The organism is Streptomyces sp. 15-116A (assembly GCF_025290915.1).
GTDB lineage: Bacteria > Actinomycetota > Actinomycetes > Streptomycetales > Streptomycetaceae > Streptomyces.
Genome location: NZ_JAOCQE010000042.1, coordinates 19,599 through 35,590 on the forward strand (window position 1 = coordinate 19,599; position 15,992 = coordinate 35,590).

General features: G+C 71.5%; 10 protein-coding genes. 2 read left to right on the forward strand and 8 right to left on the reverse strand.

Annotation, left to right across the window (positions count from 1 at the left end):
- Window positions 1-9 precede the first annotated feature (9 nt).
- Window positions 10-2,133 carry a type IIA DNA topoisomerase subunit B gene (locus tag N4P33_RS10760; protein WP_260826117.1) on the reverse strand — a complete coding sequence of 708 codons (2,124 nt, stop codon included), beginning with the start codon at window positions 2,131-2,133 and terminating at the stop codon, window positions 10-12.
- Between the two features lie 440 nt (window positions 2,134-2,573).
- Between N4P33_RS10760 and N4P33_RS10765 the strand changes: the two genes are divergently transcribed.
- Complete coding sequence (locus tag N4P33_RS10765; protein ID WP_260826118.1) at window positions 2,574-2,804, forward strand: hypothetical protein; 231 nt, start codon at window positions 2,574-2,576, stop codon at window positions 2,802-2,804.
- 101 nt (window positions 2,805-2,905) lie between these two features.
- On the opposite strand, the gene N4P33_RS10770 is transcribed toward N4P33_RS10765, so the two are convergent.
- The 7 genes from N4P33_RS10770 to N4P33_RS10800 all read right to left on the reverse strand — a co-directional run bounded on the left by N4P33_RS10770 (window position 2,906) and on the right by N4P33_RS10800 (window position 14,082).
- Window positions 2,906-3,733: a trypsin-like serine protease gene (locus N4P33_RS10770; RefSeq protein ID WP_260826119.1), complete on the reverse strand. Its 828-nt coding sequence runs from the start codon at window positions 3,731-3,733 to the stop codon at window positions 2,906-2,908.
- 150 nt (window positions 3,734-3,883) lie between these two features.
- Complete coding sequence (locus N4P33_RS10775; RefSeq protein WP_260826121.1) at window positions 3,884-5,416, reverse strand: RNA polymerase sigma factor; 1,533 nt, start codon at window positions 5,414-5,416, stop codon at window positions 3,884-3,886.
- Between the two features lie 538 nt (window positions 5,417-5,954).
- Window positions 5,955-6,842 (reverse strand): FadR/GntR family transcriptional regulator, encoded by an 888-nt coding sequence (locus N4P33_RS10780; RefSeq protein WP_260826122.1) that lies wholly within the window; start codon window positions 6,840-6,842, stop codon window positions 5,955-5,957.
- 163 nt (window positions 6,843-7,005) lie between these two features.
- Window positions 7,006-8,931 carry an ATP-binding cassette domain-containing protein gene (locus N4P33_RS10785; RefSeq protein ID WP_260826123.1) on the reverse strand — a complete coding sequence of 642 codons (1,926 nt, stop codon included), beginning with the start codon at window positions 8,929-8,931 and terminating at the stop codon, window positions 7,006-7,008.
- A gap of 124 nt (window positions 8,932-9,055) precedes the next feature.
- Window positions 9,056-9,814, reverse strand: a complete 759-nt coding sequence (locus tag N4P33_RS10790; RefSeq protein ID WP_260826124.1) for an NUDIX hydrolase — start codon at window positions 9,812-9,814, stop codon at window positions 9,056-9,058.
- Between the two features lie 131 nt (window positions 9,815-9,945).
- A complete protein-coding gene (locus tag N4P33_RS10795; protein WP_260826127.1) occupies window positions 9,946-11,871 on the reverse strand; it encodes a glycogen debranching N-terminal domain-containing protein in 1,926 nt (641 codons plus the stop codon).
- 669 nt (window positions 11,872-12,540) lie between these two features.
- Window positions 12,541-14,082: a DUF4192 family protein gene (locus N4P33_RS10800; RefSeq protein ID WP_260826125.1), complete on the reverse strand. Its 1,542-nt coding sequence runs from the start codon at window positions 14,080-14,082 to the stop codon at window positions 12,541-12,543.
- Window positions 14,083-14,234: 152 nt separating this feature from the next.
- Here N4P33_RS10800 and N4P33_RS10805 point away from each other — a divergent pair.
- The coding region (locus N4P33_RS10805) for an ATP-dependent DNA helicase RecQ (RefSeq protein ID WP_260826126.1) at window positions 14,235-15,992 on the forward strand (1,758 nt) is incomplete at its 3' end.

Below are 15,992 nucleotides of genomic sequence, written 5' to 3' on the forward strand. Positions count from 1 at the left end.
CAGCAGTGGCTACGCGTCGATGCGCGAGCGGTCCAGTGTCGCGGCCGAGCTGGAGATGAACTCCTTGCGGGGCGCGACGTCGTTGCCCATGAGGAGGTCGAAGACCTGCTCGGCGGCCTCCAGGTCGGTGAGGTTGATCCGGCGCAGGGTGCGGTGGCGCGGATCCATCGTCGTCTCGGCCAGCTGGTCGGCGTCCATCTCGCCGAGACCCTTGTAGCGCTGGATCGAGTCCTTGTAGCGGATGCCCTTGCTCTGGAACTCCATGAGCTTGTCGCGCAGCTCCCGGTCCGAGTACGTGTACACGTACTTGTCCTGGCCCTTCTTGGGCTGGATGATCTCGATCCGGTGCAGCGGGGGCACCGCGGCGAACACCCGGCCGGCCTCGACCATGGGCCGCATGTAGCGGTGGAACAGGGTCAGCAGCAGGGTGCGGATGTGGGAGCCGTCCACATCGGCGTCGGTCATCATGATGATCTTGCCGTAGCGGGCGGCGTCGATGTCGAAGGTCCGCCCGGAGCCGGCCCCTATGACCTGGATGATCGCTCCGCACTCGGCGTTCTTGAGCATGTCCGTGACGGACGACTTCTGGACGTTGAGGATCTTGCCGCGGATCGGCAGCAGCGCCTGGAACTCGGAGTTCCGGGCGAGCTTCGCCGTGCCCAGCGCGGAGTCGCCCTCGACGATGAACAGCTCGCTGCGGTCGACGTCGTCGCTGCGGCAGTCGGCGAGCTTGGCCGGCAGCGAGGAGGACTCCAGGGCCGTCTTGCGGCGCTGGGCGTCCTTGTGCTGTCGGGCGGCGATGCGCGTACGGGCCGCCGCGACGGCCTTCTCCAGGACGACCCGGGCCTGCTGGGCTGCGTCGCGCTTGGTGGAGGTCAGGAACGCCTTGAGCTCCTTGGAGACCACGTTGTTCACGATGCGGCGGGCCGCGGAGGTGCCGAGGACCTCCTTGGTCTGGCCCTCGAACTGCGGCTCGGCGAGGCGCACGGTGACGACCGCCGTGAGCCCCTCCAGGGCGTCGTCCTTGACGATGTCGTCCTCGGCGACGCGCAGCAGCTTCTTGGCGCGCAGGACCTCGTTCATGGTCTTGGCGACGGCCTGCTCGAAGCCGGCGACATGGGTGCCGCCCTTGGGGGTGGCGATGATGTTGACGAACGACTTGACGGTCGTGTCGTAGCCGGTGCCCCAGCGCAGCGCCACGTCGACGCCGAGCTCGCGGGTCACCTCGGTGGGCGTCATCTGGCCGTGCTCGTCGAGGACGGGGACCGTCTCCTTGAAGGTGCCCTGCCCCTGGAAGCGGAGGGTGTCGCAGACGGCCTTGTCGGTGGCCAGGAACTCGCAGAACTCGCTGATGCCGCCGTCGAAGCGGAAGGACTCCTCGCCCTTGCTGCCGCCCTCGCCGAGCCCGTACTCGTCCCGGACGACGATGGTCAGGCCGGGCACCAGGAACGCGGTCTGGCGGGCACGCGCGTGCAGGTTCTCGAGGGAGAGCTTGGCGTCCTTGAGGAAGATCTGCCGGTCGGCCCAGTAGCGCACGCGCGTGCCACTACGGGCCTTGGGGATCTTCTTGGTCTTGCGCAGCCCGCTCTTCGCCTCGAACTTCGCGTCCGGCCCGAGGGCGGCGAAGGCACCGGGCACGCCGCGGCGGAAGCTGATCGCGTGCGTGTGCCCGCCGCGGTCCACCTCCACGTCCAGACGGGCGGAGAGGGCGTTGACGACGGACGCGCCGACGCCGTGCAGACCGCCGGAGGCGGCGTAGGAGCCGCCGCCGAACTTGCCGCCGGCGTGCAGCTTGGTCATGACGACCTCGATGCCGGACAGGCCGGTCTTCGGCTCGACGTCGACCGGGATGCCGCGGCCGTTGTCCCGGACCTCCACCGAGCCGTCGTCGTGCAGGATCACCTCGATGTGATCGCAGTAACCGCCGAGGGCCTCGTCCACGGAGTTGTCGATGATCTCCCACAGGCAGTGCATCAGACCGCGGCTGTCGGTCGATCCGATGTACATGCCGGGGCGCTTGCGCACGGCCTCGAGCCCCTCGAGGACGAGCAGGTGCCGCGCGGTGTAGTTGGAACCGTCGCGGTCTGCTCCTGCCAGCAGCGCTGTGGACGGCACGGACGTCTCGGCGGTCACGCGGTTCGCTCCTCGCTGAATTTCAGATGGGGCCCTCATGGGTAAGGGCACCGCTTCAGTCACCGGTGAGAGGGTACCGAGGCCTGGTAGAGCCGTTGTAACGCCACCCTCGTCTGACCTCACCCTAGTCGAGAGTCGCATACTTGTTCGATCCCTCGATGGAGTGAAGCACACATCACGTTCCCTTCCAGGCATGAACCATTTAGGCTCCGGGCACGTCCTCATGAACAACCGGCAACCCAGCCGGGAGGGCCGACCACCGATACGACGCGAATCCGTACGACACAGAGACACGCAATACGGCACATTCGCCGCCAACCGGCAACAGCCAGCCATCTCGGAGAGATTTTTTTCGAGAGAAAGCCACGAGCGGGAACGTTTTGGGGCTGGTTGGATGTTGACCCTGGTACGACAGCTCGTCGAGCTAGAGAAGAGGCGACGTGACTACTGTTCTGACCCCCGCGAGCCCGCTGACGGCCGCCGATCGCTGCGACCGCTGCGGCGCCCAGGCATACCTGCGCGTCGTCCTGCTGAGCGGCGGAGAACTGCTCTTCTGCGCCCACCACGGCCGCAAGTTCGAGCCGGAACTCAAGAAGATCGCCGCTGAGATACAGGACGAGACGGAGCGGCTGACCTCCGCTCCGACGAACGCCTCCGAAGAAGAGCGCTGACATCTCGCGTACGACGACGAGCAGCCCGGCACAGGCCGGCGAGCGGGCGGCCGCCTCCGATCTCGGAGGCGGCCGCCCGTGTCACGCTCTCGTTCCGGGGCTCATCCCCACCTGAGCGTCCTCAGGACGTCGGAGATGCGGGTGTAGACCCCCGGGCTGCCGGCCCAGCCGCAGCCGCTCCCCCATGACACCAGCCCTATCAGCCGCCCCTCGGCCACCAGCGGCCCTCCGCTGTCCCCCTGGCAGGCGTCCCGGCCCCCGTCCTCCTCACCGGCGCACAGCATCGTCTCGGCCCGGTAGGTGCCGTCCGAGCCACCGGGATACGCCTTCTCGCACAAGGCGTCCGGCAGCACGTGCAGCCGCGCCGCGTGCAGGCTGCCGGCGTAGCTGCCGCCGCCCGTGGTGTCGCCCCATCCGTAGACGGTCGCGGGCGTGTGCGCCCGGTAGGCGGGGTCGCCCGCCGCGGCCATCCCTATGACCGAGCTCGACGGAAGCTTCTCGGCCAGGGTGAGCACGGCGAAGTCACCCGAGTTGCCGACACCGTCGTAGGCCGGGTTCACCCACACCGAGCGCACGGCTATCTCCTGGCCCTTGTCCGACAGCAGCTCGGTGCGCCCGGCTATGACCCTGAGGTCCCGCACCTGCTGCGGCTTCACGCCCAGGATCTCCTCGTCCAAGCAGTGGGCCGCGGTGAGCACGGTGGTCCGGCCGACCGCCACTCCCCCGCAGAACTGTCCCGCGCGCGTACCTCCGAACAGGTCACGACTGGACAGCGCGACCGTCCAGGGGCTCTCCGAGACATCGACCGGGAACCCACCGACGACGATGCTGTCGGCGGCCGCCGAAGAGGCCGAGGCCAGCGGCATGGCGGCTGCGGCGGCCGCGAGGACCAGGGGGCGGACCAGGGCCCGGGCAAGACGACGTCGCATGCACACTCCTCACACTGGGGTGGTCATTGGACACCCAGCGTGATCCACGAGGCCGGACCACGCACCCGCGCGACAGCACGACGAAGGCCCGGCACACCCCCCGCGGACGGGGAGAGCGCCGGGCCTTCGGAGCCGGATGAGCTCCGGTGACTAGTCGAGGTAGTCGCGCAGCACCTGCGAGCGCGAGGGGTGGCGCAGCTTCGACATCGTCTTCGACTCGATCTGGCGAATGCGCTCACGCGTCACGCCGTACACCTTGCCGATCTCGTCGAGGGTCTTCGGCTGACCGTCGGTGAGACCGAAGCGCATGGAGACGACGCCCGCCTCGCGCTCGGACAGGGTGTCGAGCACCGAGTGCAGCTGCTCCTGCAGCAGCGTGAAGCTCACCGCGTCGGCCGGGACGACCGCCTCGGAGTCCTCGATGAGGTCACCGAACTCGCTGTCGCCGTCCTCGCCCAGCGGGGTGTGCAGCGAGATGGGCTCGCGGCCGTACTTCTGGACCTCGATGACCTTCTCCGGGGTCATGTCGAGCTCCTTGGCCAGCTCCTCCGGGGTGGGCTCGCGGCCCAGGTCCTGGAGCATCTGGCGCTGCACGCGCGCGAGCTTGTTGATGACCTCGACCATGTGCACCGGGATACGGATGGTGCGGGCCTGGTCGGCCATGGCGCGGGTGATCGCCTGACGGATCCACCAGGTGGCGTACGTGGAGAACTTGTAGCCCTTGGTGTAGTCGAACTTCTCCACCGCGCGGATCAGACCGAGGTTGCCCTCCTGGATCAGGTCCAGGAAGAGCATGCCGCGGCCGGTGTAGCGCTTGGCCAGGGAGACCACCAGACGGAGGTTGGCCTCCAGGAGGTGGTTCTTGGCGCGGCGGCCGTCCTCGGCGATGATCTCCAGCTCGCGCTTGAGCTTCGGCGCCAGCTTGTCGGAGTTGGCCAGCTTGTCCTCGGCGAACAGGCCCGCCTCGATGCGCTTGGCGAGCTCGACCTCCTGCTCGGCGTTGAGCAGGGGGACCTTGCCGATCTGCTTGAGGTAGTCCTTGACCGGGTCGGCGGTGGCGCCGGCGGCGGCGACCTGCTGGGCGGGCGCGTCGTCCTCGTCCTCGTCGGAGAGCACGAAACCGGCGTTCTCGGTGCCCTCGGGCTCGCCCTCGGCCACCTTGGTGTCCTCGAGGACTTCCTCGTCCGCCAGCTCGACGTCGTCCTTCTTGGCGGCGGTCTTCTTGGCAGCCGTCTTCTTGGCCGTGGCCTTCTTGGCGGTCGCCTTCTTCGCGGTGGTCTTCTTGGCAGCCGCCTTCTTGGCGGGGGCCTCTTCCTCGACGGCCGGCTCGGCGGCGGACTCCGCCGGCGTGGCGGTGGCGGTGGCCTTGCGGGGGGGCGACGCCTTCGCCGCGACCGTCTTGGTGGCGGTGCGCTTGGCAGGACTCTTCGCTGCGACGCTCTTTCGGGTCCGCTTGGGCTCTGCGGCACTGACCATCAGCGTCACACCCTCTTCCTCGAGGATCTGGTTGAGGCTGCGCAGTACGTTCTTCCACTGAGTGGCCGGAATCTGGTCAGCTTCGAAGGCCCGACGCACATCGTCGCCGGCGATCTGCCCCTCAGCCTTTCCCCGCTCAATGAGCGCCATGACAGAGACGGACTCGGCGATCTCCGGCGGGAGCGTACGGGATGTGCTGGCCGACACGAACAACCTCTCGGAACGTTGGAAAACGGCTTCCGGCCCCGTCCACAGTGGACAGGAGCCGACCGCCGGCTTGGGGATGGGCCGACGGCGCGGGCGGGGGCCGGGGAGATGCACAGCGCCATGAACGGCGTCCGTATTCCCTCCGCGGCTGTCACCTCTTAGGTCATCGCGTTCTTTCCGGGAGCGTTACGCCCAATCCGCGTGGCCCGAGTCACACCCCGTAAGCATCCAAAAGTAGTCAGATGAGGACAAAAGCGGTCACCAGTGGTCGAGGCTGCCGCTTCGTGGCGGTTCGCCGGGCCTCACCATGGCCGACTTGCCCTCGCCGGACCGCGCGGTTGCGACTCCGCGCCTTCTCGGCACTCACTCTGCAGTCACCGTCTCCCCACCCTGTACCCACTCGGCGCCTCGCCCTCGCCGCCGGACCCCGCCGGATCGATGGAGATCCCGCGGGGTCCGGCAGGGGGGACGGCTCATCGGCCGGACGATGCCACAGGAGGGGGATGGCACGCCGCGCCGGGCCGTCCGCGGAACGCGGTCAGTGCTCGCGGGGAGCGGGCACCACGCGTTCTACGTCGGGGTGGACCGTCAGCAGCTGGCGCATGGCCGCCTCGGCCGCCGCGCCGTCGCCGCCCGCGAGGGCGTCGACGATCCGGCCGTGGTGGGCCACCGAGGCCTCGTGCGGCCGCTCACAGCCCGTGACCGGACCGCCCGAGACCTGGAGCGCCGCGGAGACGATCCCCGACAGGTGCTCGAGCATGCGGTTGCCGGCGACCTGGATCAGCAGGGAGTGGAACTCGGAGTCGGCACGCGCGAAGGTGAGCGCGTCGCCCTGGCCGATGGCGTGGCTCATGATGTCGACCATCGCGGACAGGCGCTGCTGGACGTCCTCGCGCCCGTGCCCGGCGGCCAGGCGGGCGGCCAGGGGCTCGATCGTCCAGCGCAGCTCACTGAGCTCACGGCGCTGGTCGTCCCGCTGCGGCCCGAAGGCCCGCCACTCGATGATGTCCGGGTCGAGCAGGTTCCAGTCGCTGACGGGGCGCACGCGCGTGCCCACGTTCGGGCGGGCGCTGACCAGGCCCTTGGCCTCCAGGACGCGGAGCGACTCGCGGACGACGGTGCGGGAGACCTCGAAACGCTGGCCGATCTCCTCGGGCACCAAGGGGCGGTCGGCGCCCAGATCACCCGAAACGATCATCTGCCCCAGCTGCTGGACGAGTTGGCCGTGCAACCCGCGGCCGCGGCTGCCCGCGGCGCGCCGGCTCACCCGGCCGAGCTCCGGGTCCGCGCCGTCCCAGACGTGTGCCCCGCCGCGGTCGACGGCGGGCGCCTCCTCAAAGGGGTAGCGGTCGAGTTCGCCCGGGCTCGCGAGGCCGGAGTCTGCGGAGCGGGCGGCGGTCATCATGGTGTGCGCAAGGGTACTCACGCATCCTTTGTCGGCGTGGCTTCCAACTCCCTTGAGGTCTTTGGTGAAAAGCACACGAAAGGGTGATCGCTCACGCCGTCGCAATTGACGCCTTATCGGAAAGAAATGGGCTTTCCCCGGGGAGTTGTGGGCACGGACGGACCGATAGCGGCATCGACGGTCGTCATCGGACCCTGCTGCGCAGGTTCGTGAACAGATACGCGCAGAGCAGCGTGCCCACGGACAACGCCATTGCGCCGCCCACGGGTTGTGCGATCAGCCGCAGCGCGGCCTCCAGGTAGCGGTCCCCTCCGAAGGGCCACCCGAGCGGGAACAGCTCACGCATCCGTGCGGGGAACCCGGCCGCGGCGCGCACCGACGACCCCCGTGACATCCACTGCAGGAGGGGCACGACGAGGAGCGGTACGGCGACGACGGCGGCGAGCCCGGCACTGGTGGACCGGAACACACCCGCGGCCAGCACACCGGCCCAGGCGCACCCGATCACGAGTCCGAGCCAACTCGCGCTCAGGGCGAGCCAGTCGGCGGGAACCTCGACGAGCTCCCGTCCGTAGACGAGATAGAGCACCTCGGCATCGCATCCGACGGTCAGGACGGCGAGCAGCAGCGCGCTCAGCGAGGCGACGAGGAGTTTGGCGGTGAGCAGCCCGAGCCGCCGGGGCACGGTGCCGCGATCCGCCGCCAGGGCGGGGTGGCGGAACTCGTCACCGAAGGCCAGCGCACCGAGCAGGCCTGCCCCGATCGCCGCGGGCGGCAGCGGCAGCTCCCTCGGCCACGCGGCGAGCAGCCGCGGCTGCGGCGTGTGTCCGAGCCGGGCCAGCAGCACGGCGCTGATCACGGACACGACGAGCACCGCGGCCCCGATCCCGAACCCGGTGCCGATCCCGGTCGCACGCCGGATCTCGTACCGCAAAGGGCGGAGGGGGCTGGGCGCCGGGCGGACGGTGATGGGGGGCGGCAACTCGGCGAGGGGGTCGGGCGGGGGGCCGGCGTCGTCGTGGGGTGGATGCGGGTCTTTGGCGGTGGACGCGGGCGAGGCTTTCGTGGGAGGCGTTTCCTGGAGGGCGCTCACCGGTGACGTCTCGAGGGGAGTGCTCGACTGTGGCGGATGCCCGATGGGGCCGGTCACCGCCTCCGGAGCCCCATCGGCACGGGCGCTGGCACTGGTCTCGGCATCGGGGTGCTGCTCATCGGGGGGTGGGGCTGCCGCTCCCGGACCCATGTCTCCGAGCTCGTCCGCGAGTTGGTGCACCACGATGCCGTGGCGGAACGCCGTCTCGCCGATGGCCGCGCAGCTACTGCCGTAGACGGAGAGCTGGTTGCCTCCCTCCCGTACGACCTCCACGGAACGACGCGCGGCGCGGGCCTCCTTGGTGAGCAGCACGGAGAGGCGGGCGGCGTGCGGGCTGCGGACGGCGACGCGGGGACGCAGCCGGGTGCGGGCGAAGTCCGCGGTCTCCTGATCGGCGACGACCTTCCCCTGCTCCAGCGTGACCACCCGGTCCGAGAACCGCGCAGCCTCCTTGGGGTCCGCGGTCGTGCACAGCACGGTGCCGCCCTGGGCCGCGTACGTCCGCAGAACACCGTAGAGCCAGCGGTTCTCGCGAACGGAGAGCCCGTGCGCGGGGTTGTCGAGCACGAGCGTGTGCGGGTCCGCGAGCAGCGCGCAGGCCAGCCCGAGCCGGCGGTGCACGCCGCGTGAGAGCGTGCCGAGCCGTTCGTCGCGCAGGCTCACGAGGCCGATCACCTCGAGGACTTCGTCGGCCCGGCCGCCCGGGACGCCCGCGGCGGCGCACAGCATGCGCAGATGCCCACGCACCGTACGGGCGGGGTGGCCCGGCACATCGCCGAGCAGCACGCCGACTTCGCGGGCGGGGTGGGCGATGCGGTGCAGCGGGCGTCCTCTGAAGTAGGTGATGCCACGGCCCGGTTGCAGCTCGAGCATGAGTCGAAGTGCCGTCGTCTTGCCGGCGCCCGGTGCTCCGAGCAGCGCGGTCACGCGGCCCTCGGGCGCCTCGAACGAGACGTCGTCGACGGCGGGCGGAAGCTCTTTGCGGGGGTTGCTGGTCAATCCGATGGCCTGGATCATCCGAAGCAAGATAGCGCGCCAAAACGGATTTTTCGGGAATCGCCGGGCTTGCTGAGGATGCGGACAGGCCCAGGTCGCGGCTGCGTGCTCGCGCTCCGGCCGTCGACCGGTCAGGGCGTCCTCGTCAGACCTCGGGCCGCAGCATCGGCGGATTGAGCAGTGTCGCTCCGCCGGCCCGGAAGAGCTGGGCGGGGCGACCGCCCTGCCGGGTGGTCGTACCGCCGGTGGGCACGAGGAAGCCCGGCGTCCCGGTCACTTTGCGGTGGAAGTTGCGCGGGTCGAGCGCCACTCCCCAGACCGCCTCGTAGACCCGGCGCAGCTCACCGACGGTGAACTCGGGCGGACAGAAGGCGGTCGCCAGCGAGGAGTACTCGATCTTGGAGCGGGCGCGCTCCACACCGTCCGCCAGGATCTGGGCGTGGTCGAAGGCGAGCGGCGCCACCGGCTCGCCGTCCCGGCCGTAACCGCCCTGCTGCAGCAGTTCCTCGACCGGCGCCCAGCGGGCGTTGCTGGCGTCGCCACCGGCGCGCGGTGCGGGCAGATCGGGTGCGAGGGCCAGGTGCGCGACGCTGACGACACGCATCCGCGGATCACGCTTCGGATCACCGTACGTCGCGAGCTGTTCCAGGTGAGCCCCGTTGTCCTGGGCGGGCACGGCGGGGTCGTGGACCCGCAGTCCCGTCTCCTCGGCCAGCTCGCGTGCCGCCGCCTGCGCCAGGTCCTCGTCGGCCCGCACGAAGCCGCCCGGCAGGGCCCAGCGGCCCTGAAACGGCGGCTCGCCCCTGCGCACCGCCAGCGCGCACAGGGAATGGCGGCGCACGGTCAGCACGACCAGGTCCACAGTGACGGCGAAGGGCGGAAAGGCTGACGGGTCGTAGGGCATGCCGCGATCATAGTCGTCTGCCTGACGATAAACACTCCCTTCGTCGGTCGCATCCATGGCTGATCCACGTCGGTCCACCACGGCCCGCGCTGTCCGCGTCCGGTATGGCGGCGATCAGGCGTCCTTCCAGGTCACGCTCCCAGCCGCAGTCTGTCCGCCGCCTCCTCGACCATGGCCGTTCCGAGTCGGCCGACCCGTACGGCGAAGGGTGCTCCGGCGACGCGCAGCCCGGTGAGGACGATCTCGCCCAGCGGTGCGCCTGGCATCGGGCGGAGGGTGACGGTGCCGGCCGGGGCGTCCGGACGGATTCCCGCGAGGGTGGTGATCAGCAGGACGCCGGCGGCCGCGGCGGTGGCCGCGGGGCGGCAGGCGGCCGGGTGCGGAAGCGGGGCGCCGCCCTCCGTCCGCTGCTGACCGGCGTACATCTCAGGCAGTCGGTACCCGAACGCCTCCGCCGCCCCGAGCACCCCCCGCAGCAGCGAGGCCGCCTCCCGCTCGTGCCCCGCCGCGGCGAGACCCGTGACGGCGAGTGCCGTCTCATGGACGCGTACGGCACCGGCGCGGTGTCCGAACGGGTTGTGGCCCGGCTCGTCGGCGGCCAGTCCGCGCAGCCCCCAGCCCGAATCCATCCCGGGCCCGCCGAGCAGCCGGGCCAATTGCTCGACGCTCCCCTTGTCGAGGAGCCCTGGGGCCAGTTGGCCCCCGCCCAGCAGGCCGGTGTCGAGGAGGTGCACCGTCCAGGAGCCCAGCTGCGGCACGAGGCGGCCGTCGGGACCGCGCGCCGCAGCCGGTCTTCCGCCACCGCCACCGCCACCGTCATCGATCCGGAAGTCCTCCTGGAAGGCCTTACGCAGTGCGGCCGCCCACTGCCGAAGACCGTCCGCGCCCGGTCTGCCACAGGCGTCGAGCAGATCGGCTCCGAGCAGCGCGGCCCGATGGGCGTGGGCCTGCGTTTCACAGCGGAGGGGGCTGTCCGGGCCCACGTCGGGCAGGTAGACACCGTCGCCCGCCGTGTTCCGCAGCCAGGTCAGACAGCGTTCGGCGGCGGGCAGCAGCTCCTGCGTCTCACGCTCGGGCAGACCCCAGCGGTGAGCCTCGGCGAGCAGCACCGGGAACAGCAGGGTGGCCTCCACGCCCGTGCAACTCGGTGGGAGATGCGGTCCCGCGTCGCGGCGCGGTCCGGGGATCAGGCCCGACCGCGGCCCGGAACCGGTGAGTTGAGTGCCGGCGAGTGTGCGCAGGGTGCCTGCCGCGAGGCCGGTACCGAGGGGCAGTGTCATGCGCGCCGCAGCGAGTGCCTCTGCCGGGGCCAGACCGCATCGCCATGGTGTGCCGGCGGCCAGGTGGACGGCGGTGGGGTGCGTGGGGCTACGGACCAGGAGCGCCTGGAGATCTTCGATGCTCGTCCGCAGCAGCGCGGACACCCGGGCGTCGTCCGCCACGGCACGGGCAGGCGCCAGCGGGCTCGTGGCCGCGCGGCCCGCCGTGCGCAGGGGCGCCGTTCCCTCCAGCCGTACGCGCAGTTCCAGGCGCACGCTGCCGCCCGGGGGCAGTTCGAGCTGCCAGCGCAGCAGTCCGGCCGAGGCGAGCGCGTCGGCGGGCGGCGGCTCGGCCGTGACCGACGCGCTTCCCGCTGCGCAGGCCCAGCGCAGACCGGTGTCGTGCACGCCGGCGGGGAGCTCCGGCCCCGGGTGGCCGGACGCGATCGCTCCGAGGTCGGCGAGGTCCGTGCCGAGGGCCACCTCGACGGGCAGACGCAGCGTGCGCGAGGCGGCGCTGTGCAGGGTGATCCGCTCGGTGCCGTCCGCGCACCGGAGGCGTTCGACGAGGACGTCGGGGTCCGGGCTCCCGTGCGGGGCGGAGCGCAGCGTTCCCACGAAACGGGCGCGATCGGCTGCGACCATCCGGGCCTGCACCGCGAGCGGTTCTCTTCCGCCGACACGGATCTGACAGCGCGAGAGCAGACGCCGCCCCGCCCGGTAGAACCCCTCCAGCCCACGACCGGTCAGCTGGCCGCCTTCCGTCGAGATGGCGAGTCCGGGAAGTGCGACGCAGATCAGAGCCGTGTGAACGGGCGGCAGCTCGGGTGCCCATCGGGGAGCCGCGCCCGGGACGCCCTGCGTGCTCGACCTCCGAGGTCCCGGCCTGAGGGGCGAGGAGGCCGGCGGGCGTGCGGCCGTGGGCGGCGAGCCGGGCGCCGAGCCCGTCCGGGCCGGTGGCGGTACGGAGGGGCCGGGGGCGTCGCCCGTGCCGGGTCGCGCGTCGGCAGGAGTGCTGAGCAGGCGTCCAGTGCTGAGCCGAGAAGCGTGCCCTGCCTCGGAGAAGTGGTCGTCGCCGGCCGGGGGCCGGGGCGGACGCGGCTGGTGCATGGGACGGCTTTCTGTGCGCTCCGGGGGCCCTGACCGTGTCCGATGCCGGGGGCTTCCGGGCGGGCAGGGGCTGCACGGCGTCCCGCCTCGTGCAGGCGTTCTGCCACTCAGACGAACGGCACCGGCCTGCGCCAGGTCACGCCCGCAGCCGGGTGACCGCACGGTCGGCCCGCCGGATCCACCCGGTCCGCGCGGAACCCTTGCCGTCCGTTTCATCCATCGCAAAACGCCCGCCCGCCGACGACGCCAGAAGCCGTTTCCTTCGCTTCGGCCGTCGAGCGCCGGACCTCCCGCCGCGACCCGCTGAGCCCGCACGCGTGCCCAGGTCACCGCGCGTGCCGCTGTCTGCCCGCTCACTCATTCCTCCCCGTCGCCGCTCTCGACACCCGCCGGCCGGGCGCCTTCCTGCCGGTCCTGCCGCCCAGGCACGCCATCCGGGCGCCTGCTGCCCGCTGCCCCGCCTCCGGGGTGCGTGCGGTCCGCCGATCGGCGCGGATGCGGAACCCGGGCGCCCGGTCCGCGAGCTTCCGCGCGCGACCGGCGCGGGGAACGGCTGCCGCGGGCACCGGCGGGCGTACGTCGAGGCCGTCCGCGGTGCGAGGGGGCCTCCTGCGGGACGGGCATGGACGGCTCGGATTTCTCCGGATTCGCCCGGTTCTCGCGTTCCGCACGCAGACAGCGGCGGACGGATTCCGGGTCGAGGCCCTCGTTGCAGGCCTGGTGCAGGAGACGGGCGAACAGGTAGTCGGGATCGGCACCCAAGGCCATGGCGAGTGCCTCCCTGGCCTCGAGTTCGTCGCCGGTCGACCAGGCGACCCAGCCGGCGAGGGTGAGGGGTGCCGCGGCGTGTTCGCCGTAGGGACCGACGCAGCGCCGCGCCAGGGCGCGCCACAGCCTCAGGGCGTGACTCGCGCTCTCGCCCTCCATCCACTCGGCCGCGCGGTCGCGGGTCGTGCGGTCCTGCAGACCGAGGATCAGCGTGGCCGCCTCGTCGTGAGTGACCAGCTCGTCGTCACGCAGATCCGCCGCGAGCATGCCGGTCACGGGCGGGGCGTCGGCGAGCCGGCCCATGATCCGCTCAGCGAGTTGCAGCGTCTCCTCGGCTACCTCATGGCGCCCTGCCGTGTCGAGCATCCGGGGGACCAGCGTCAGCCCCGCGGCATCCAGCGCGACTTCCTGCTCGAGCCCGGCGGGCTTGTCCCAGGGGAGCAGCCTGGCGCGCAGTTCGCGCAGTGTGCCGCGTACCTGGAGCCCCGCGTAGGTCGCGGCGGCGGCCAGCACGGACGTACCGGGCAGGCCCATGGGTGTGCCCTCGGCCGGGCAGCAGTCCTGGTTGTCGCAGCAGTACGACCAGAACCGCCCGTCGGAGATGCACAGGGCCTCCACCACCGGCACATCGAGTCCGCCGCACTCCAGCCGCAGGGTCCGGGCGAGCGGCCCCAGCCGTTCCTTGACCTGGCGGCCGGATTCACCCTTCACCGGTTCCTGGCAGAGAAAGACGACCATCTGCTCGGGCCGGGCGCCCCGGCGTTCGCTGCCCGTCACCAGGCCGTGGGCCAGTTGGCGGGCGGCGGACGGCCAGTCGTCCGCGTTCGCGGGGATGCCGAGCCGTGCGCGACCTCCGAACCGGCCACGTCCGTCCCGGTCGTGCAGGGCCACCAGGACGATGCTGTCCTCCGGGCGGTACCCGAGCAGATAGGGCAGCGCGTCGGCGAGTTCGGCCGGGGAGCGCAGGGTGACCTGCTGTTCCTCGCCGTGGCCGACGTAGGCGGTGCAGCCGAGTTCGTCCGCGGATAGGTCGTGGTCGTGCGCGGGACGGTCGTGGCCGTCTCCCCGTGCGCCAGAGCCGGTGATGTCGCCGTTTTCGGAGGATCCAGTCGTTTCGCTGTGATTCGTCATGCGAGAACGATCTCGCGGAATGCAATCTTCCGGTTTCGCCTGTGGATAACTGCCGCCAGGGACACGTCACAGCACCCGCCGACCTGGCCGTCCGCACTCACCGGCCGGGCTCGCGGACCCGGCTGTCACTGCCGTCCTGTTGTATGGAACGCATGGAGCACACCAGCAACGCGGATCTCCGGGCGGCCGCCGACGCCGTCCTCGCCCGTCTCGTCGCGGACGCCTCGGGCGAGGCCCGGCTGCGCGAGGACCAGTGGAGGGCGATCGAGGCGCTGGTCGCGGACAAGCGCCGGGCCCTGGTCGTACAGCGCACCGGCTGGGGCAAGTCCGCGGTCTACTTCGTGGCCACGTCGCTGCTGCGGGCACAGGGCAGCGGCCCCACCGTGATCGTCTCGCCGCTGCTGGCGCTCATGCGCAACCAGGTCGAGGCAGCGGCCAGAGCCGGGATCCACGCCCGGACGATCAACTCCTCCAACAGCGAGGAGTGGGAGACCATCCAGGGCGAGATCGCCGCGGGCCGCGTCGATGTCCTGCTGGTGAGCCCCGAGCGGCTGAACAACCCGGACTTCCGCGACGAGGTGCTGCCCGAACTGGCCGCCGCGACCGGGCTGCTGGTGGTGGACGAGGCCCACTGCATCTCCGACTGGGGCCACGACTTCCGCCCGGACTACCGCCGGCTGCGCACCATGCTCGCCGATCTCCCGCCCGGCGTGCCCGTGCTCGCCACCACCGCCACCGCCAACGCGCGCGTGACCGCCGACGTCGCCGAACAGCTCGGCACGGGCGGCACCTCGGACGCCCTGGTGCTGCGTGGCCCGCTCGACCGGGAGAGCCTCAGTCTGAGCGTGTTGCGCCTGCCGGACGCCGCCCACCGGATGGCCTGGCTCGCCGATCATCTGGACGAGCTGCCGGGTTCGGGGATCATCTACACCCTCACCGTGGCCGCGGCCGAGGAGGTCACGGCGTTTCTGCGGCAGCGCGGCCACACCGTCGCCTCGTACACCGGCAAGACGGAGAACGCGGACCGGCAGCAGGCCGAGGAGGACCTCCTCGCCAACAAGGTGAAGGCCCTGGTGGCCACCTCCGCGCTCGGCATGGGCTTCGACAAGCCCGACCTCGGCTTCGTGGTGCACCTCGGCTCACCGTCCTCCCCCATCTCGTACTACCAGCAGGTCGGCCGCGCGGGGCGCGGTGTGCGTCATGCCGAGGTGCTGCTCCTCCCGGGCAAGGAGGACGAGGCGATCTGGGAGTACTTCGCCTCACTCGCCTTCCCCTCGGAGGAGTTGGTGCGCCGCACGCTCGACAGCCTCGCGGGCGCCGACCGGCCTCTGTCGCTTCCCGCCCTCGAACCCCTGGTGGAGCTGCGCCGTTCCCGGCTGGAGACGATGCTCAAGGTCCTGGACGTGGACGGGGCGGTGCGGCGGGTCAAGGGCGGCTGGATCGCCACCGGTCAGCCGTGGACCTACGACGGCGAGCGGTACGCCTGGGTGGCGCGCCAGCGCAAGGCCGAACAGCAGGCGATGCGCGAGTACGCGGAGACCACGGGCTGCCGGATGGAGTTCCTGCAGCGCCAGTTGGACGACGAGGCGGCCAAACCCTGTGGCCGCTGCGACAACTGCGCCGGTGCCCGGCACACCGCCGAGGCGTCCGCGGCCGCGCTGGAGGCGGCCCGCGACGATCTCGGCAGGGCCGGCGTCGAGGTGGAACCCCGGCGCATGTGGCCCACCGGCCTCCCGGCGATCGGCATGAACCTCAAGGGCCGCATCCCGGCGACGGAACAGGCCGCGCAAGGCCGGGCGTTGGGGCGTCTGTCGGACATCGGCTGGGGCAACAGGCTGCGCCCCATGTTCGCGCCCCAGGCGCCGGACGGCCCCGTGCCCGACGACGTGGCGCGCGCCGTGGTGGGCGTG